This is a genomic window from Novosphingobium indicum, from assembly GCF_014645195.1.
Lineage (GTDB): Bacteria > Pseudomonadota > Alphaproteobacteria > Sphingomonadales > Sphingomonadaceae > Novosphingobium > Novosphingobium indicum.
In genome coordinates, this window is the sequence record NZ_BMLK01000037.1 from 1 (window position 1) to 19378 (window position 19378).

The window sequence follows — 19378 nt, forward strand, 5'->3', positions numbered from 1 at the left end:
TAACCACATCGCAAACATCAGCCTCTTCTGGACCTGGACGTAACGAAAAACGTACAAAGTCGAGCTCAGGATCTGGTCGGAATGGCGCATCAGCACGACGAGATTATCCGAACTCGGGCTATTCTTGCCTTCAAACCAGTTCCGAACTGCCCGCTCGTTTGAATTTGTCAGTCTCGCGACAGTTTTGACCGATGACGCCAAGGCTCCAAACTCCGCCTTCAATGCGAGCGCGAGTGCTGCACTCAATGACGAAGGTGACAATTCAGGAAAACTGTTTCCGGATTTCGACCGAAGTTTTCGGTCCTTCTCGGTGAACGACATACGCCCGAACTCCAAATAATACATTCCAGAGTCAGAGGGTGTCATTTCTCGGTGACATGAAGAGCACTGGACCGATGCGGGCGAGCGAAGAACGAACTGAAGCAACGCATGAAGGACCGCTGATCCGGGCGGCGCAATATGTGCGCATGTCGACGGAGCACCAGAAATATTCCACCGAGAACCAAGCGGAAATCATCGCGCAATATGCGGCGCGGCGCGGCTTCGAGATCGTCAGGACCTACGAAGACTCGGGCAAGAGCGGTCTGAAGCTCGAAGGCCGTCTTGCGCTGCAGAAACTTATAGACGATGTGCGCACCGGCAATGCCGATTTCGAGGCCGTACTCGTCTATGACGTAAGTCGGTGGGGCCGATTTCAGGATGCCGACGAAAGCGCCTATTACGAGTTCATCTGCCGCGAGGGCGGGATCACCGTACACTATTGCGCAGAGCAATTTGAGAATGACGGAAGCCTGAGCGCAACGATCATCAAGAGTATGAAGCGCGCGATGGCTGGCGAATACAGCCGCGAACTCTCTGCCAAGGTCTTTACCGGACAGTGCCGCCTCATCCGGCTCGGCTACCGGCAAGGCGGACCGGCCGGCTATGGCCTGCGCCGGGTGCTGGTCGACGAGCATGGCGTTGTGAAAACCGAACTGGCGCGCGGCGAGCACAAGAGCCTGCAGACCGACAGAGTCATCCTGCAGCCGGGACCGCCCGAGGAAATCGAGATTGTCCGACGCCTCTACCGCATGTTTGTGGTTCAGCAGCGCAGCGAAAATGAAATTGCCGAAACCCTCAATGCAGAGGGTCTGAAGACCGATCTCGACCGAAACTGGACTCGCGGGACGGTCCATCAGATCCTGACCAACGAGAAGTATATCGGCAACAACGTCTACAACCGCATTTCCTACAAGCTTAAGGCGAAGCGTGTCGCCAATCCGCCCGATATGTGGGTTCGGCAGGACGGTGCTTTCGAGCCGATTGTCGAGCGCGATTTCTTCGATGCGGCCCAGCGCATCATCCAGGCCCGCTCGCGGCGTTTCACTGATCAGGAATTGCTCGAACGGCTGTCCAGCCTGCTGGCGGACAAGGGCTGGCTTTCGGGCATGGTCATCGACGAGCTTGAGGACATGCCGTCGAGTTCGACCTTCCGGCATCGCTTCGGAAGTCTGAACCGCGCCTATGAGCTTGTCGGCTACACGCCTTCGCGCGACTACAGCTATATCGAGATCAACCGGGCTCTGCGAGTCATGCATCCTGATATCGTCAACTCCGTTATCGGCGATATCGAAGCACAAGGCGGCACGGTGGAGCGCGATCCCCTGTCCGATCTGCTACGCATCAATGACGAGTTCACAGCAGCGCTTGTGATCGCCCGCTGCCACGTTTCTCCGGCAGGCGGATTGCGCTGGAAGGTTCGGTTCGACAGCGGCCTGCGCCCCGACCTCACCATCGCGGTCCGGATGGAAGACGATAACCGGACAATCCGGGACTATTATCTCTTCCCTTGGCTCAACCTCAGCCAGACGCCAAAACTCCGGCTGGCACCGGACAACGGCATTCTGCTCGACGCCTTTCGCTATGACAGCCTCGATGCCTTCATCGAACTGACCCGCCGATCCTCTCTAGGGAGGGCGGCATGAGCGCCGAAACCCCCGAAATCAGGCAAGTGCCGATCGATCTCATCACCGTGCTCAACCCCCGTGCGCGCAACAAGCGCGTCTTCCAGGAACTGGTGGACTCGATAGCAACACTGGGCCTCAAGAAGCCAATCACCGTCAGTCAGCGTCCAGGCAAGAACCGCTACGACCTCGTCTGCGGTCAGGGGCGACTCGAAGCGTTCATCGCTCTGGGCGCTTCCGAAATCCCTGCAATCATCGTCGAAGCAAGCGAGGAAGATTGCTTCGTCATGAGCCTGGTCGAGAACCTTGCCCGTCGCCAACACAGTCCGCTCGAACTCGTCCATGGCATTGGTGCCCTGGCCGAACGTGGCTACTCCCACACAGAAATTGCCGAAAAGGTCGGCTTCTCGGTCGATTATATCGCTGCCATCTGTGTGCTCCTCCAGCGGGGCGAGGAGAAGCTCATCAACGCCGTAGAACGTGGCACCATTCCGCACTCAATTGCGATGGAAATCGCAAGGGCAAAGGAAAGCGAGGTTCAGAACGCGCTTGCCGAGGCCTACGAGCAAAACAAGTTGCCGGGGAACCAGGTCCTTGCGATTCGCCAGATCATCGAGCAACGCAAGGCGAGCGGAAAACAGGTCCATCGTGGTTCGGGCAAGGATGTACGCACTAGACGAGTCAGCTCCGAGAGCCTGATTCGATCATACCAGCGCGAAACCGAACGCCAGAAGCTACTGATTAAACGCGCGTCGCTGGCCCGCAGCAGACTGCTCTTCGTCACCAACGCGATGCGCCGCTTACTTGCCGACGACCACTTTCTCACGCTGATGCGCGCCGAAGGACTGACCACACTGCCCGAACCTCTGGCCGACCGGATCGGCGAGATACCAACACCATGAACGGACACGTCAAAGTCGCGTTCGAGCAGAGGGTCTTTACCGTCCCGCTTGATCAGCTGTTGCCGACCAAACGCCTACCCAAAGGACTTGAGGCGAGCGTTAAATATCGTCGCATCGCCGCTTCTGTCGGCGAAATCGGAGTGATCGAACCGCTCTCGGTCGCGCGTCAGAAGGGCGGAAGCTATCTGATACTCGATGGCCATGTAAGGCTCATGGCGCTGCGAGCGCACGATGCCACCGAGGCCCCGTGCATCCTTGCCCATGACGACGAGGCCTTCACCTACAACAAGCGCGTCAATCGGCTGGCGGTGATCCAGGAGCACTACATGATCGTCCGCGCTCTGGAGCGTGGCGTTTCGGAGGAAAAACTCGCTCGTGCTCTCGATGTCGACACCAAAGTCATCAGGCAGCGTCGGCACCTACTCAATGGAATCAGCCGGGACGTGGCCGAACTGCTCAAGGACAAGCCGGTCGGGCATGTGGCGTTTCAGAAGCTGCGCAAGATGAAGGCGATCCGTCAGCTCGAAGTCGCCGAACTCATGATCTCGGCGAACAACTTCACATCATCTTACGCCAGAGCGCTTCTCGCGACCACGAAATCGGACGACCTTCACAAGCCGGAACGGCACGCAATGGCGACTGGCCTGTCTCCCGAGCAGATGGAACGACTCGAACGCGAAATGGCGGAACTCAACACCGACTACAAGGAACTGGAAACGTCATATGGCGACGACATGCTTGTTCTGGTTGTCGCTTCAGGATTTCTGGAGCGCATGCTGTCCAAACCCGAGATCGAACGTTTCCTAGATAGTCGGCACCCGGAGTTTCTCGAGAACTTTCGATCAATCGTCTAGGCGGCCTCGCTCGACCATGCATCCGGGGTGAACTGAGTACATTTGGTTCAATGGGGACCGGGACCCGAAAGCGCCGGGACCGTCGGAGAAGCCGCCGCGTGGGGCGGATCAAGGGCGGCGGCGGGAATGGCGGCGAACCCGCAGGAAGCCCGCTAGGCCAGTCGCCATATGACTGGCTGCATGCCGCTTGCGGCGTGTTTTGGAGGCTTGGGGCGTGCCCGTTCAGGGGGGGCACGCCCCAATTTCCTTACAGTCTCCAAAACGGCATGATCGCCCTAAAGTGAATTTTTGCGATTGGTTCGCAATAATTGAAGTGCTACGCATCTTGCTGGTTGTCATTGATAAACAAGGGGAGTCGGTGCGGGTGTCCAAAATGGATTCCCTCCAGGTCTTCGTCGCCGCTCAGGCGGAGCTTCTCCGTTACGCGGCAAGACTTACGGGGGATTCGACCGAGGCCGAGGATGTGGTGCAGGAAGCCTGGCTGCGCTTCCGTGCAGCGGCCACAGCGCGCGTGTTTGACGAACCCAAAGGCTATCTTTTCCGCATCGTCCATAACCTTGTTTTGGATCGGCACAGGCGCCGGGCGCGCGAAAATCAGGTCATCGCACCGGATGCGACCGTCGCCGCCGCATTGGTAGCGAGCGATGAACCCTCTCAGCAGAAGCATTTGGAAGCGAAGGACGAACTGACGCTGCTTCACAAGGCCATGGCGCAACTGCCCGTTCGGACCCGGCGAGCTTTCGAAATGCACCGTTTCGAGGAGATGAAACTGGTGGAGATCGCCGCTGAACTCGGCATCTCAAAAAGCCTGGCACAGGAACTGGTGATGGATGGCGTCGAACATTGCAAGAAGGCTCTGCGGCGCCGTGATTGACCTTCTGCTGAATTTTCCGGAATGCTTGGTGTCCCGTTCGTTCAATGCATGAAGCCATTCAGAACATTCGTCAGTGGGGCAGTGCAGAACGGCATGCGGAAGCGGGGATGAAAACGGGGCCTGACAAGAATCATAGCCGGAGCGGCGATCTCAGCCGCCAAGCCTCCGCGTGGCTGGTGCAACTTGAGGATGCCCCGGAAGACGATATACTACGCGCGGAATTCATGGATTGGCTCGCGACCAGTCCGGCTCACCTCGCCGCTTGGGAGGAAACTGCCAGGGTCTCCGACCTGATAGTGCTTGCGGGGCCGTCACCTCAGATCACATCCTCCCTAGCGTCGGGATCGGCCAGACGCACCTGGTTCCGGAACATCCGTCCCGCTAGTGCGCTCGCCTCGCTTGCCACGGCCGCCTGCCTTGCTTGGATTGCAGTGCCCTATGTTGCGCTTCATTTTCAATCTGATGCGATCACCGGGGCCGGGGAACTCCGGCAGGTGACGCTTGACGATGGGAGCAGGGTGCAACTGGCGCCCACCACGGCAATTGCCTTCTCGAACGATGCCGCAGGTCGCAGGTTGAAACTGCTTCGCGGCGAAGCCTGGTTTGACGTCACGCACGACGAAGCACATCCATTCAAGGTCATCGCCGGAGACAACACCGTCACCGTTCTCGGCACGGCCTTCTCGGTGCGCAAAACGGACAGCGGTACGGATGTTGCCGTTCAGCGCGGTCGTGTCGCCGTGACTGCGTCGGACGGGACGCGATCGGATCGCGTGGAACTGGTGGCGGGCCAGTCAGTGTCGACGGATGGAACCGTGGTTACACGGGGCACTGTCCGTCCCGACCGCGTGGCGAGTTGGCGCGATGGGATCACTATTGTCAATGATCTGCCAGTTGGCGATGTGATAGATCGTATTCGTCCCTGGTACAAAGGCTATATCATCGCCAGAGGCCCGGGACTGAGTAACCGGCACGTGAGCGGGATCTATGATCTGCGCGATCCCGATCTTGCGCTGAAGGCCCTGGCGCGAGCGCATAAAGTCACGGTTTCCCATGTCTCGCCGTGGCTGCGGATCGTGACTGTCCGCTAGGCGCGGCATCACTTTTTTCTCTGTTCTTCAGATTTTTCCGGAATTCATCTGCGCTCCAACGTTGAGTTTATGCAACTGACTCGCATTAGCGAATATAGTCAGTCATCGAACTTTGACGGAAGGAATTGGTCAGGTGAATTCGGGGGGTATTTTCCGGGAGTTTGGGAGGCGTCAGCTCTGGGTGCGGGCGCTGCTCGCTTCGGTCGCCGTTGGTGGCTTGAGTACCTCAATGGCTGCACGAGCGCAGGTAACCGTTGCTGAAGAAGTGCGCTCGTTCGATATCGCGCCGCAATCGGTCGCGGACGCACTGGCGGATTTTGGCCGGCAATCTGGTCTCCAAGTCAGCATGGACGCCGATCAGGTCCGGGGGCTTTCCTCTCGAGGCGTCAAAGGCACGATGAGTGCTTCGCAGGCACTCGACCGCCTGCTTGCCTCCACCGGCCTTGTTGCGCGGATCGACGGCAACATCGTGTCTTTGCAATCCGCATCAATCGCGTCATCAGCCCCGTCAGAGTCCGACACGATCGCGCTGGGTTCCCTGCGCGTGGAGGGTAGTGCCGTGCCGGCCGGTGAAACCGGCGCGGAGCGTGACCAACGACAAAAGGACGCCGTATACGATCAGGACCTGTCCTCCACTTACATGGGAAAAGAGGAAGTCGAGCGCTACAAGGGCGTGACACCGTCCGACGTCCTGAAGGGCATGGTCAATGTCTTCAGCGGCGACGCGCGCAACAGCGGTGCGATCGATCCTAGCATTCGCGGCACGCAGGGGCCGGGGCGCGTGCCGGTCATCATCGACGGGACCGAACAGGCACTGACTGTCTGGCGCGGCTATAATGGCGCGAGCAACCGCAGCTATATCGATCCCAGCCTGATCGCTGGCGTTCAGGTACTAAAAGGGCCGGTCTCGACGCGCGATATCAACGGATCGACCGGCGGCGCGGTCGTCATCAACACGCTCGATGCCGATGACATATTACAACCGGGCCAAGCATTCGGTTTCGAACTGAAGCTGGAGGGGGGCAATAATTCCACCTCGCCGCGCCTGCCGACGTTGTTGACGGGGCAGGATTATCGCGACGTGGAGGGCTTTCCCGGCTCTCCCGGAACAGCGGGCTATCCGACCTCGCCCTATAATGACCCTTCGCTACGCGTAAATCTGCGCACGGCGGACGACAATGATTTCCTCTCTATGGGCGACAAGGCAGCGCGCTTGGCGGTCGCGGGCCGTGTCGGCGACATAGACTTGTTTGGTGCCTATGCCTGGCGCAAGCGCGGCAACTATTTCTCGGGGAAGAATGGCGCGGGCTATTATTCGCAGGACGACCTTGAGCAATCCGCCGCGACCTACATGCAGCGCATGGCGCTCAGCTATGAGCCGGGCAACGAGGTGCCCAATACCTCGTCTGAAACCAAATCCTGGTTGTTCAAGGGCACCTGGCATATCGCCGATGACCAGTATCTCCAGTTCGGTTTCCGCGACAGCAAGTCCGACTATGGCGAGATCATGCCTTCGCGCATCCTTTCCGCCGAGGATTTCGGAGCAATCCAGTGGCCGCTGAGCCGCGTCCATGCCCAAGCCTATAATGCGGAATATAAATGGCAGCCGGAAAGCCGGTGGATCGACCTGAAGGCGAATCTTTGGGCGACCCGCACGGTCAGCCACACCTACAGCGCCGGCGGTTTTCCGAACTACGCCACCTATGACGATCCCATCCTGCGCAATACGGCCATTGCCAATTCGCAGAACAACCGAATCGGATTTTCTGCCAGCAACCAGATGAAACTGTCTTCGCAGATCGACTTGCTGCTGGAGGGCAATTGGCAACATGAAAAATTGCGGTCGATGGATGAATGGAACGGCGTTTTCGACGGCTGGCGCCAATATCCCCGTGCGGGGCGGCGTGAGGAATATCGGATCAACCTGAAAGGCGAATGGCGGCCGGCGAGCTTCCTCAAGTTCAACGCGGGGCTCACCTATTCCGGTTATTGGGCGGTAGACGATTTTCTGCGCGAACAGATCGCTGCGGGCGATGCCGACCAGTTCACGGCCTATGTTCCCACCAGCTATACGATCACCTACCAGACAGAAGAAACCAGTGTAGCCGCCTATACGGCTTATCGGAAAGCGGTCTGGGAAGGGTTCGGCTTTCCATCTGAACTCGCAGACATGCTCGCGGCGAGTGAAGCCCAGGCCTATGCCGCCAATCCCTATCCTTTCACGGTCGATCACCCATCGCCCTGGGAAGCGGATGCCAACGGCAACTACCATCGCGCCGATAATCTCTGCGCCAATGGCTTCGTCGACAGTCTCGCGAACTATAACGGCTTTTGTCAGGCGCTCCCCAATCAGGAGGCCTTCACTCCCGCAGAATCCAAGCGCAAGTCTGGCCATGGCTGGGCGCCGATGGCGTCGGCCACCGTCTATCTGAGCGGCAGCAGCCGCGCCTATCTGCGATATGCCGAGGCCTATCGCTTCCCCAGCATGTTTGAGAGCACGCTCGGCTTTTCGGCGTCCTTCAACCCGCTTGAAGATTTGAAGCCGGAACATCTTTATTCGTGGGAGGCAGCCTATATTCAGGATCTGCGAGGCCTGTTCGGGCTTCACGGTGCCGATCAGGCGGCCGACATCAAGCTGACCTGGTATCGCAACACCACCCGCAACGTGATCGAACGCACGACCCGGCTGATGTTCAACAACATCGACAAGCAGGTCATCGCCGGCTTCGAACTTCAGGCCCGTTATGACAATGGCACGTTCTTCACCGAGATCGGTGCGGGCCACATGACCACCAACAAGGTCTGCGACGAAAGCGTCGCCGTCCAGATGGACAGCGGATCGGGCCGGGTACCGGATTGCGTCAAATATGGCTTTTTCGGCGGCTATCTGCTCACCCAGGCAACTCCGGAAGACACTGTCAATTGGACCGTCGGTGGGCGTTTCCTTCAACGGCGGCTTGAGGTCGGTGGCAGGCTCACCTGGTACAGCAAATATGATAATCCGCTTTTGGCCGAACTGGTTGGCGGCGACGACCCGATCGACGGCTATGCGCTCAACGTTCCTTATGCCTGGGGCGAGGCGCTGACCCTCGATGCCTATGTGCAGTTTCGGTTGAACGAGCGGTTTTCCGCCGAACTTGTCGGCACCAACCTCACCGACAAATATTATGCCGATCCGCTGACGCGCGCACTCAATCCCGCTCCGGGTCGCACGGTCCGCCTCAGCCTCACCGGCCGGTTCTGATCATGGAAATTCAGGGCCGCCGCCACATCCCGATCCCTCACGAAGACATGGATGCGGTGGCGAACCCTGGGTGCAAGCGCCTGCTCGCAGGCAACTCGAACGTAGGAGAACTAGCATGAAACTCTCGAATCTCAACCGGATTGCCATTGCGCTGGCCGCATCGGCATCCTTCGCCGGGACTGCCCATGCCGGCATCTATGGGGCCTCCAGCGATACCGGTGAAGTCGTCGTCGGAACCAGTACCGTAAACGGCGGGCCACATGTATCCGGACGACCAGGCATCGCGGTCCCGGCCACGGGGCTCAGCAACCTCGTCGACTTCCAGGGCCTGCAATCCTCGGTTGGCACGGATGGCAATGGAGTCAGCACCATCAATGCCGGGACCAGCGTCCCTACCGATCACAGCAATCTTGGAGTCTTTCATTTTGCCAAGGTCGGCAGCGCCAACCTCTACTTCGGCGAATGGTCGCAGACGTCGAGTGTCGGGGACGGTACGCACACCGTTTATTATGCGGGTGATGACGGCGGCACCACCACTGTTCCGACCAGCGGTTCGGCGACCTATTCCGTCAAGGGCGTCAGCGATTATGCCAACAAGGGCCTGCTGACCGGCACCTTCACAGCCAACTTCGGGTCGGGCACGTCGGGGACGCTGACCGGCAGCATCGCCAATTCCGGTTCGGGCTATGCTGTCAACATCGGCACGGCGACGATCGCTGGCACCAACTTTGCGGGCGCCGGCGCAACGGCGACGCAGTCGGGCAGCACGGTGGCGTCGAGTGGCATCGTTTCGGGCCGCTTCTTCGGTGCAAACGCGGCCGCTCTGGCCGGCATCGTGAACTTCTCTTCCGGGCGCCAATACAACACCGCGTTCGGTGGCACGAAGAACTGAACCTTCGCAGCCGCCACGGCAATGGGACAGGGGTGCCGCACGGCACCTCTGTTTCCCGGCCATTCCCCTTTCTTCCATCAGGGCTTCCGCATTTCGTGACGACTTATCGTGCCCAATTTCTGTACCGGCTTGCCTGGAGCCTTGCCATGGCTAGCACCTTTGCTGGCACCGCGGCCGCGCAGACTTCGGGCAATGCCGATACCCGGCTGCGCCTCGACCAGAGCCTCGATAATCAGAACGCCGAGGTCGAACGGCAATTGCTGAAGGATACCGACGATCTGGACGGCGTTCCATCGACCATCGAGATCGACGGCAAGACGTACGCAATCGCCAATACGGTCAGCGAGGTCGGAGAAGCGCTCTATGTCGCCGTTGCACGCAGGCAATGGCCAGACGTCCGGCGCTTCCTCCAAGCCTATCTGGCATTCGAAGATCGTGATCCGATGCTTGTCGCCTATGCGCGCGGGGCGCTTGCGCGGGTTGCCGGCAAGCTGCGTGAGGCCGAACGCCAATACCGGACGCTTCTTGGCCTTCAGCCCGATTTCGTGCCTGGCCAGCTTGAACTGGCGCGCGTGCTGTTCGAGAACCACAAGGATCGCGAGGCGCGCCGTCTGTTCGAAGCCGCCCGCGCCGCCCTTTTGAACGAAGGCGACAAGGCGACGGGCGTCCTTCGGACCATCGACAGCTTTACGCAAGCTCTCGCCAAGCGGCGCGGCTGGCAGGGCTCGATCGCCTTGGGTCCGGGTTACAGCAGCAATCTCAACCAGTCGTCGGCCAGCTATACCTGCCTGCTCGCAGGAGAGGACGGTACTTGCCTCATCGACCGCAAGGTGCCGGATCCGATTGAGGCGACGGGCATCAATTTCGAGAGCAGCATCAGCCGCCGCATTCCGCTTCGCGGACACAGCGGCATTACCGGGCGCGTGCTGTTCTACGGTGATATCTATCCCGACCATGGCAGGTACAGCCAGACCACGCTGACCACCCAGCTGGGCTATGATTACCGCACCGCCCGGACCAGTTTCATGCTGTCGCCAACGTTCGACATTGGATCGCTTGGGCCGGATATCCTTTACGATGCCGTTGGCATCCGGGCGGAAACGATGGTCAATCCTTCCACGACGACCGCGATCCGGATCGAGGCCAGCCGTCGCTGGTTCACCTACCGCCTACCGTCTTACCAAGATCATGACGGTGCATTGACCGAGGTGCTGCTGACTGGTTGGAAAGTGCTCCCGCACGGCTGGACGGTGTTCGCAGGGCCAGACTTCACCGCCAAGGATGCCGATGATCCGGTCAATGCCTACCGCCAATATGGCGTGCGACTAGGGGTGAACAAACAGTTCGGACAGGCCGTCAGCCTGCTCGCCTTCGCTTCGCTGCGGCAGCGCGATTATCGCGCCTACAGCGAACTGCTGGAGGCCAGACGCCGCGACCGCGAACAGAATTATGTCGCCAATGTCCGGTTTCCTGCGCTGCGTTTTGCCGGCCTGAAGCCCAGCCTTCTTATCCAGCACAGCCGCGTCAGCAGCACTGTCGACTGGCTTTACTCCTACCGGAAAACCAGCCTAGCCGTGAGGATGGACTATGCCTTCTAACGCTCGCCGATCTGGCCCCGCGTCCTGCTTTCGGACCGCCTGCCCCAACCCCTCTTCTTTCATCGCAACAGGAGCATCTATGACGACTGACATTCTCGAACCTTCCCGGGCCAAGCGTTTGAAGGCGCTTACCCACGAAACCCATGACCGGCTCGACAAGTCGATCACGGCGGCCGCTTCCTTTGCCAGCGTCGAAGGCTATGGCCGGTTCGTCACGGTCCAGTATCTTTTCCATCGGGACATCGACGCGCTGTATGACAATGCAGCCTTGCAGGCGCTTGTGCCCGGCCTGATGGAACGGCGGCGCCTGCCGCTGATCGCCGCCGACCTTGCTGACCTCGGCCTGCTCCTTCCTCATGACGATACCCCACCGGCGTTCTCGCAGACTGGTGCCATAGATATCCCGGAGGCGCTGGGCTGGCTCTATGTGGCCGAAGGATCGAACATGGGCGCTGCTTTGCTCCGCAAGGAGGCGGCAAAGATGGGTCTTTCCGACGAACATGGCGCACGGCATCTCGCTCCAGCCGTCGAGGAGCCTGCGGCGCATTGGCGCGCGTTCACCGCCGCTCTCGATGCAGCGGAACTGTCAGTTGAGGAAGAAGCGGGCGCGGTAGCAGGTGCGAATGCCGCATTCGCACGTGTGCAGGCACTGGTCGATGCCCGCATTGGCTGAATCTGGGGCTGAGCCTGGGGCTGAGCCCGCGACCGAAGCCCTGCTGCGGCGCGGGCGTGCAGCCCGATCCGGCTGGCTGGTGCTTGGACTGTCGTTGGTGGCTGTGGGATTTGTCGGCATCTTCGTGCCGCTCCTCCCCACCACGGACTTCATGCTGCTGGCGCTGCCCTGTTTCGCGCGATCCTCGCCCCGGCTGGAGGCCTGGCTTCTGGGGCACCCCCGCTTCGGCCCCGGCCTTCGCGCGTGGCGGGAAACTGGCGCCGTTCCGCGTCATGCCAAGATTGCGGCCTGCATCGGCATGACGGCCGGCTACGGGCTGTTCTGGCTGCATGTGCGACCGAATTTGGGTCTGGCCGTCGCGGTGGCGGCGGGGATGCTGGCTACCGCCATATGGATCCTCCGCCGTCCAACGCCGGAGGATCAGGAATGAGGGATAATCTGCAACGGGTGCCGGACGATGAAGGCGAACTGCTCGCCAGCAACATCGTCATGGTTTCCTATCGATTTGATCAACGTACCGCCGTAGGCGACAAGGACTATCCGACCCAGGCCAATTATGCCGTTCCAGGCCATAGCCGCTATTGCGATCAGCCGATGGACTGGCGAACGCGGCTGTTCGGAATCGCCGGCACTGCGGCGGTTGCCGCTCTTGTGTTGGGATGTGCGCTTTTTACGTGGCAGGTTGTGCATCCGATGGTCGTTGCGCCGTCCGCTCCATTAGTCGTCGAATTGCAGCCTCTCGCAGCGCCTCCGGAGCCGCCTCGTGAGGTTGCCACTGGTCCAAAGCAGGTTGAACGACAGGAAGATCGACCCAAGCCAGAGCCCGCAATAGTGGCACCTCCGCCGATGGTGCAGCTTCCCCAGACCACGTCGTTGATGCGCGAAGTACGCGAGCCAGTGGAGGTGGTGATCGACCCCGGTCCGCCCGTTCCCGAAACCACAGCGCCCAAAAGTCTCGCAGCGCCTGCCGCAGCCAATCTTTCCAGCGATGCAAAGGAGAACTGGGAAGCACGGTTGCTGGCGCATCTGGAACACTATCGCCGCTTTCCCTCGCGCGCCCGCGCAGCGCGTCAGCAAGGCACCGTCCAGATCCGGTTTCGGATGAACCGGACTGGTTTCGTCCTCAGCGCATCGGTGCTGCGAAGCTCCGGCTTCACGACATTGGATCAGGTGGCTCTCGACACATTGAAACGGGCGCAGCCCTTGCCAGCCATTCCCAAGGACATGCCCGACGAAGTCGAACTCACCATCCCGGTCGAGTTCTATCTAGATAGATGACGGGAGGTTCTTCAATCTGCCGTCTGAACAAATCGAATGGGTACTTGTGATTGAGCTACGTAAGCTCAGGTATATCATCGCTGCTGCGGAGGCTGGCAGCTTCAGCCGCGCTGCCCGCAATTTGAACATTAAACAGGCAACCCTTAGCCGACATATCCTTGACGTCGAGCAGCGCCTCGGCATCGCAATGTTCGATCGCGGCACCCGTGGGGCGAGGCTGACGCCGAACGGGAAAACCTACCTTCGGACTGCTCGACGCATCGTGAAGGAGTTCGAAGAGCTGAATGCCTGGGTTCGCGACACGCGAACGGGGGAGGTCGGAGGGCTGGCGATTGGCTTCTACACTTCCTTTACCGCTGGCAATCTGCGCGCGACGCTGGTCGGGTTTCGCGACTTCTATCCCAGAGTCAAGTTGCGTGGTTTCGAGCGTAACCGGCAGATGCTGCTGGAAGGCATTGAAAACGGCTTGCTCGATATAGTGGTTATGATCGGCGAGGCTCAGTACCCCAACCTCAGGAGTCGACCGTTCTGGAGCGAGCGCATTCTGGTAGCGATGCCGGAAGGCCATCCGCTGGCCTCGCGCGAGCGCATTCACTGGACGGACCTTCACGGGGAACGGTTTCTGCTCACCGAACGCGATCCCGGTCCGGAGACGCGCCACATGCTCCTGAGCAAACTCTGGATGCCCGGCTACACTCCAGAAATCGATATGGACGATATCGGCCGCGACACAGTGCTCAGCGCCATTGCCTTGGGCGGCTTCATTTCGATCGTCGCAGAGTCGGCCCTCGGGATTCAGGTGCCGGGTGTCGTTTTCCGCGAAGTCCATGAGAGCAACGGCCACATACGGATCGGTTTTTCGGGCTACTGGCGCGAAGACAACGACAACGCTGCTCTACACCGCTTCCTCGAGTTCGTAGCCGAACGTTATTCGCTGCCGCCCTTGTCGGGCCAGCATCATTCTTCTCAGCAGTCGGGAAAGGAGATGGCGTGATACAGGGCAAGACACTCATCATCGTGGTCATTGCGTTGATCGCCGGGTTCGGCGCCGGCTTCGTCCTGCGCCCGGTGATCCTGCCGACCGGCCAGACCGTCGCCATCGCCCCGGCCCCGCTTTCGGCCGAACCGCGCGCTGTGGCGTATTTCGCGGCGCATCTCCAAGAGGCCCGCCAGGTCGTTGCGGGCTGCACGAATGGCTCTGTGCGGGGCGACGAGTGCTCGAACGCAGAACAAGCTGTTGTCGAAGCGGAAGGCCGGGACCGCTTCAAGCGCTTCATGGGAAATTGACGCTCTTCCCGAGCGGATCAATCGGCCCGCGCGCGGTGGCGGCGAAAGCCGCGGTCAGTTTCCATGAACCGGGCAAGCATCGGCGGGACCAGCTTCTCGGGCGCCGCAGGCGACCCGCCAGTCTCAGCGGCTAGCGCAGCGGCATAAGCGATAAGATCGCGATGGACGGAAGCCGGCAGCTCCACGGCCAACTTAACCGGCCGGTCGTCAGTAAGCGGCCCTAACTTCAATTTCGTCATCGTGTCGCTCCAAGAGGTTCGAGCACAAGATCGCGGGTGACGATCACGCGCAAAGGATAGCCCGGCCGGATCGTGAGGGTCGGCTGTATGGTGAGCTGACGCTGGACGATCTGTTGGCCAGCCTGATTGATGGTGTCCTGCGTGCCGAGCCGCAGTGCGCGCACGAGATCGCTGTCATTATCGGTGGCTAGTTCTGTCCCGACACCAAGCAGCGTAGAAATCATCGCGGCCTTGAATACACCGCCCCAATGCTGGTTCACCTTGTCCTGTAGGCCAGCATAACCAGCCGCGTCGGCGCCGGGCTGGCGCTCGAGCACGATCGAGCGGCCGTCCGGCAGGATCAGACGATCCCAGGCGAGCAGCACGCGGGTCTGGCCGGCGGTGATCTGGCTGTCATATTCGCCGATCAGCCGCGCGCCCTGCGGGATGAGCAGGATGCGGCCAGTGGGGCTGTCATAGACGTTCTGCGTCACCTGAGCGGTGATCTGACCGGGAAGGTCCGAACGAATGCCGGTGATGAGCGCGGCGGGAATGATGCTGCCTGCCTGGACTATGTTTGGCGAGGCCGGCGCGGTCAGCCGCTCGACGCTGACGGTGCGCTGGCTGAATGCCTGCGCCATGAAGGCGCGCTTGGCGCTCTGGTCACCTGGGGTGGCCGAGTTGGTCTGCGGCGCAGTCGCGCTGGCCCCCGCCGCACCATGACCGAGGAACACCGAACTGGTGCGCGCTGCGTCGCGTTCCTGCTCGGCACGCTGGCTCGCCGCCTCGGCGGCCTGCGCCTGCGGATCGCGCTGTCCGTTCGCTCCAACCGCCGGCACCGGCACGTCCGTTCCGCGTTGCTGGGCCGAGACGATCGGGCCGCCGAGATCGCCGGGAAGCGGCGGGCCGAGCCGCGGCGCCTGCGTATAGTCCTTGGGTCCGGAGGTGATGGTCTCCGCCGTGTTGCGGGTCTCGGTGCTGTAAAGCTCCTTCGCCTGCTTCTCGGCGAGCGGGCGCAACGCATAGATGAGCGAGCCGCCGATACCGAGACCGGCGGCGATGCCGATAACGGCCAGGGCCTTGCGGGACAGGCGCATGACGCGCGGCGGATCGCCCCGGAGCTGGAAGGCCCCAGGATCGGGATGCGGCGACGCCGGCTCAGCGGCGGGCGGTTCGACGGGATCGGTCACGGCCGGCCCTTCCGTCCGTCGGCGCGTTCGATGCGAACATGGTGTTCGCTGTGCTTGTCGCCCAGACGCAGCTCAGCGGCGGCGAACAGCCGGTCCACCACCATGTAGCGGCCCTGGACGCGGTAGTTGGCGAGTTCAGCGCCGCCGGCCGCGCCAATCACGAATAGCGGCGGCATCTCGCCCTGCGAGATCCCGGCCGGAAACGCGATATAGACCTGACGTCCATCGTCGAAGGCGCGCAACGGCTTCCACGGGGCGTTGTCGCCGTCGATGCGGTAGCGGAAGTTGAGCGTGGCGACATCCACGCCGGTCGCAACCGGCGCGGCGGCAGCCGCCGCCGCGTTGCGCACCTGAAGCGCGATCAGCGCATCATGCGGATAGGTCCAGGAGACCGACGCCATGTAGGTCGCCGCCGTCGCGCGCAACTCCATGTGATAGGTGCGCCGGTCGGTGTTGATGATGAGATTCGTGGATAGGTCCGGCCGGGTGGGCTTCACGAGGATATGCACGCGCGCCGACGGCCCGCTGCCGCTCGTCGTGTCGCCGATGATCCAGCGCACGGTGTCACCGGCCGCAACCGGGCCAGCGCCCACGAGCTGCTCGCCCGGCTGAAGGGCGATGTCCGTCACCTGGCCGGGCGCGGCATAGACCTGATAGAGCGTGCCTTCGGCCCAGGGATATTGCTGGATGGCGTTGAGGAAGCCGTTGCGCTCAGGCTGCATCCGGGCGGCGGCATTGGCCGCCCCGACTCGCTGGCGCGGATCGGCAGGCTCGAGCGGCAACGCATGCTCAGCCGGCGCTGGCTTCAACTGGCCGGGCAGCGGCAAGGGCTCGGGGATGGCCACGACCTCGACGGGCTTGGGCGTCTTGGGCGCGAGCGTTGCCGCGATCTCTGCCGGCGGGTTGTCGTAAGCGATGGCCGGCGGCTTGACCGATGAGGTGGCGCAGCCGGCCAGGGCCGCGGTGGATATGAGCAGGACCGCCGGGGCGGAACGACGAAATCGCGTCATTGCGACAGCTCCTTTGACCAGTTGAAGGCGTTGACGAAAATGCCGAGCGGGTTCTTGCGCAGGCCCTCGGGGGTACGCGGCGGTTGCACGACGATGGTGAGAATGGCCGACCAGTGCTCGGTGGCGGCGAGACTGCCGTCCTGATAGCGGCGTTCGATCCAGGCGACCCGGAAGCTGTCGGCTGAAGCGCGGATGACGCTGGAAACCTCCACGGCGACCTGGACCTTGCCGACCTGAGTGAACGGGTCGTTGGCGCGGGCGTAGTCGTTGAGCGCCAGCGCGCCCTTGTCGGTGGTGAAGTCGTAGGCCCTGAGCCAGTTCTGGCGGACGATGACGGGATCGGCCGGGATCGAGCGGACATTCTCGATGAAGCGCGCGAGATGGAACGCGATCTGCGGATCGGTAGGCCGATAGCCAGCCTCGGCCGGCGCGACCGCCTGCGCTTCGCCCAACCGGTCGACCTGAACCACCCAGGGGACGATATGGCCGCGCGCCGACTGCCAGATCAGCCCGCCGGTCAAGGCGAGGTTCAAGGCTGCCGCGCAGAAGAATGCGAGCCGCCAGTTCTTCCCTTGCACGACCGGCTCGCCGATGCGGCGATCCCATTCCTGCCGGGCGGCTTGATAGGGCGTGACGGGCTCGGGAGTCTGCGCAAAGCGGATCGAAGGGCGTCGGAACATCTAGTCTTTCTCCCGGATGTCGGGACCGCCGCCGCCGCCGTGGCTGTCGCCAGCTTTGAGCGTGTGCGCGGCAAGGGTCGCGTTGTGGGTCATGGATTGGCGGCGCTTCAGCGCGGCCGCCCAGGCGGGCGGCGCGGCGGGGCCGGATGCAGAGGCGCCAGCGACCGCAGTGGCGGGTGCGGACCCGCCGGCGATCGTGCCGCCCGATGTTGTGAAGCCCGCACGCGCGCCGGAGCGGAAGCTGGCCTTGATCGCTTCGCCGCCTCGGGCGGCCGCCTTACGCAGCGGTGACATGACGGTGTTGGCGGCCGCCTGACCGACCGCGCCCATGCCGCCTGCGACCCCGCTAGCGCCACTCTTGCCGAGCGAGCCGAGGCTGTAGGCGCTGGCAGCGCCTCCGGCCATTTGCGCCCCGCCACGCGCGGCCGCGCCGGTCGTCCGACCCGCCGCGCCGATAGCGGAGCCGGCGGCGCCGACGCCCAGGTGTGCGGCGGCTGCGCCTCCTACCAAGGCGCCACCCGCAGCGAGCGCGGTGCCTGCCGCCGCGCCCGCGCCGAGCTGCGGACCGCCGGAGACGACGCCATTGGCGATGCCAGGGCCGAAGATCGCCAGGCCGAGCAGCGATAGCGCCGCGAGCGCAATCGCCATGACCTGGTTGATGTCGGGTTCGACGCCGAGGCCCGCGGCGGTGAACTGGCCGAACAAGGTGGTGCCGATGCCGGTGATGACCGCCAGGACCAGCACCTTGATGCCGGTCGATACGATATGGCCCAATACACGCTCGGCCATGAACGCTGTGCGGTTGAAGAAGGCAAAGGGCAGCAGGACGAAACCCGCCAGCGTCACCAGCTTGAACTCGATCAGAGTGATGAAGACCTGAACTGCGATAATGAAGAAGGCCAGGACCACGATCAGCCAGGCGATCAGCAGCACGAGGATCAGCGCGAGGTTGGCAAAGACGGCCCACAGGCTGGAGATCTGGCCCGCCGCATCCAGCAGCGGCTTGGCGGCCTGAAGCCCGGTCGCCGCGATGCTGCCCGGCTTCATGAACTCGGCCAGGCTCAGGCTGTCGCCGCTGGCCTTGAGACCGAGGCCGGCGAAGCTCTCGAAGACGATCGTCGCGAGGGTGTGGAAGTTGCTGATGATGAAGGCGAAGAAGCCGATATAGAGCGTTTTCTTGATGAGCCGCTGGAGCACGTCCTCGTCGGCGCCCCAGGCCCAGAACAGCCCGGCAATGGTCACGTCGATCGCGATCAGCGTCGAGGACAGGAACCCGACTTCGCCCCCCAGCAGGCCGAATCCGCTGTCGATGTAGCTTCCGAAGACACCCAGGAAGGTGTCGATGACGCCGGTGTCGTTCATCGCCCTGCGCCTTCGGGATCGTCCTGATGGAAGAAGCGCCGGCGGTTTTCCGCCCAGGCCGCCTCGCACCCGCTGTCCGGCATGGTGAGCGTGGCGCAGCGGTCCAATTCGCGGGCGAGCCGGCTGCGCCCTTCGGTGTCGCGCACGATCGCAGGCATCGACGGCGGCGCGGGCGCGCGATCCCTAGTGGCGGCGAGGATCGCCACCGCCATCATCAGACCGGCCAACACCGCCACGCCTGCGATTTTTGCCGTGCGCGAGGTTCCATGCAGCATGGGTAGC

General features: G+C 62.0%; 20 protein-coding genes. 13 read left to right on the forward strand and 7 right to left on the reverse strand.

Translation table 11 applies throughout. The annotated features are described in order from the left end of the window. A partial coding sequence (locus IEX64_RS24535; RefSeq protein WP_229710646.1) for a hypothetical protein occupies positions 1–321 on the reverse strand: 321 nt, incomplete at its 3' end. A gap of 74 nt (positions 322–395) precedes the next feature. Here IEX64_RS24535 and IEX64_RS22130 point away from each other — a divergent pair. From IEX64_RS22130 to IEX64_RS22190, 13 genes are all read left to right on the forward strand, one after another. Then, a complete protein-coding gene (locus IEX64_RS22130) occupies positions 396–1964 on the forward strand; it encodes a recombinase family protein (protein ID WP_156843192.1) in 1569 nt (522 codons plus the stop codon). Continuing rightward, positions 1961–2845 carry a plasmid partitioning protein RepB C-terminal domain-containing protein gene (locus IEX64_RS22135; protein WP_156843191.1) on the forward strand — a complete coding sequence of 295 codons (885 nt, stop codon included), beginning with the start codon at positions 1961–1963 and terminating at the stop codon, positions 2843–2845. The genes IEX64_RS22130 and IEX64_RS22135 overlap by 4 nt, the downstream gene beginning before the upstream one ends. Further along, a complete protein-coding gene (locus tag IEX64_RS22140; protein WP_188823371.1) occupies positions 2842–3699 on the forward strand; it encodes a plasmid partitioning protein RepB C-terminal domain-containing protein in 858 nt (285 codons plus the stop codon). Before IEX64_RS22135 ends, IEX64_RS22140 begins: the two co-directional genes overlap by 4 nt. A gap of 280 nt (positions 3700–3979) precedes the next feature. Beyond that, on the forward strand, positions 3980–4573 hold the full coding sequence (locus IEX64_RS22145) for a sigma-70 family RNA polymerase sigma factor (RefSeq protein ID WP_229710647.1): 594 nt from the start codon (positions 3980–3982) through the stop codon (positions 4571–4573). Positions 4574–4617: 44 nt separating this feature from the next. Next, a complete protein-coding gene (locus IEX64_RS22150) occupies positions 4618–5664 on the forward strand; it encodes a FecR family protein (RefSeq protein ID WP_229710648.1) in 1047 nt (348 codons plus the stop codon). Positions 5665–5893: 229 nt separating this feature from the next. Further along, positions 5894–8908, forward strand: coding sequence for a TonB-dependent receptor (locus IEX64_RS22155; RefSeq protein ID WP_188823372.1), 3015 nt, complete (start codon positions 5894–5896; stop codon positions 8906–8908). 115 nt (positions 8909–9023) lie between these two features. Further along, the gene (locus IEX64_RS22160; protein WP_188823373.1) at positions 9024–9800 is read left to right on the forward strand and encodes a Slam-dependent surface lipoprotein; all 777 of its coding nucleotides are present in this window, start codon (positions 9024–9026) and stop codon (positions 9798–9800) included. A 146-nt stretch (positions 9801–9946) separates the two neighbouring features. Beyond that, complete coding sequence (locus IEX64_RS22165; RefSeq protein ID WP_188823374.1) at positions 9947–11398, forward strand: surface lipoprotein assembly modifier; 1452 nt, start codon at positions 9947–9949, stop codon at positions 11396–11398. A gap of 79 nt (positions 11399–11477) precedes the next feature. Next, a complete protein-coding gene (locus IEX64_RS22170) occupies positions 11478–12071 on the forward strand; it encodes a biliverdin-producing heme oxygenase (protein WP_188823375.1) in 594 nt (197 codons plus the stop codon). After that, on the forward strand, positions 12055–12501 hold the full coding sequence (locus IEX64_RS22175) for a YbaN family protein (protein ID WP_188823376.1): 447 nt from the start codon (positions 12055–12057) through the stop codon (positions 12499–12501). The genes IEX64_RS22170 and IEX64_RS22175 overlap by 17 nt, the downstream gene beginning before the upstream one ends. Further along, positions 12498–13349 (forward strand): energy transducer TonB family protein, encoded by an 852-nt coding sequence (locus IEX64_RS22180; protein WP_229710649.1) that lies wholly within the window; start codon positions 12498–12500, stop codon positions 13347–13349. The genes IEX64_RS22175 and IEX64_RS22180 overlap by 4 nt, the downstream gene beginning before the upstream one ends. Positions 13350–13395: 46 nt before the next feature. Beyond that, positions 13396–14343, forward strand: a complete 948-nt coding sequence (locus tag IEX64_RS22185) for a LysR family transcriptional regulator (RefSeq protein ID WP_188823377.1) — start codon at positions 13396–13398, stop codon at positions 14341–14343. Further along, positions 14340–14636 (forward strand): EexN family lipoprotein, encoded by a 297-nt coding sequence (locus IEX64_RS22190; protein WP_188823378.1) that lies wholly within the window; start codon positions 14340–14342, stop codon positions 14634–14636. The genes IEX64_RS22185 and IEX64_RS22190 overlap by 4 nt, the downstream gene beginning before the upstream one ends. Before the next feature lie 17 nt (positions 14637–14653). Here the strand turns inward: IEX64_RS22190 and IEX64_RS22195 are convergent, their stop codons facing one another. The 6 genes from IEX64_RS22195 to trbK-alt are packed head-to-tail and all read right to left on the reverse strand — an operon-like array spanning position 14654 to position 19371. Beyond that, positions 14654–14875: a DUF2274 domain-containing protein gene (locus tag IEX64_RS22195; protein WP_188823380.1), complete on the reverse strand. Its 222-nt coding sequence runs from the start codon at positions 14873–14875 to the stop codon at positions 14654–14656. After that, entirely contained in the window at positions 14872–16044 is a 1173-nt protein-coding gene (locus IEX64_RS22200; protein WP_188823382.1) for a TraB/TrbI/VirB10 family type IV secretion system protein, read from the reverse strand. The genes IEX64_RS22195 and IEX64_RS22200 overlap by 4 nt, the downstream gene beginning before the upstream one ends. Further along, entirely contained in the window at positions 16041–17054 is a 1014-nt protein-coding gene (trbG, locus tag IEX64_RS22205; protein WP_188823384.1) for a P-type conjugative transfer protein TrbG, read from the reverse strand. Before trbG ends, IEX64_RS22200 begins: the two co-directional genes overlap by 4 nt. Continuing rightward, positions 17051–17734, reverse strand: coding sequence for a conjugal transfer protein TrbF (trbF, locus tag IEX64_RS22210; RefSeq protein WP_188823386.1), 684 nt, complete (start codon positions 17732–17734; stop codon positions 17051–17053). Before trbF ends, trbG begins: the two co-directional genes overlap by 4 nt. Beyond that, positions 17735–19096 carry a P-type conjugative transfer protein TrbL gene (gene trbL / locus IEX64_RS22215; protein WP_188823388.1) on the reverse strand — a complete coding sequence of 454 codons (1362 nt, stop codon included), beginning with the start codon at positions 19094–19096 and terminating at the stop codon, positions 17735–17737. It abuts the gene before it with no gap. Then, positions 19093–19371: a putative entry exclusion protein TrbK-alt gene (gene trbK-alt, locus IEX64_RS22220; protein ID WP_188823391.1), complete on the reverse strand. Its 279-nt coding sequence runs from the start codon at positions 19369–19371 to the stop codon at positions 19093–19095. The genes trbL and trbK-alt overlap by 4 nt, the downstream gene beginning before the upstream one ends. Between the last annotated feature and the right edge of the window lie 7 nt (positions 19372–19378).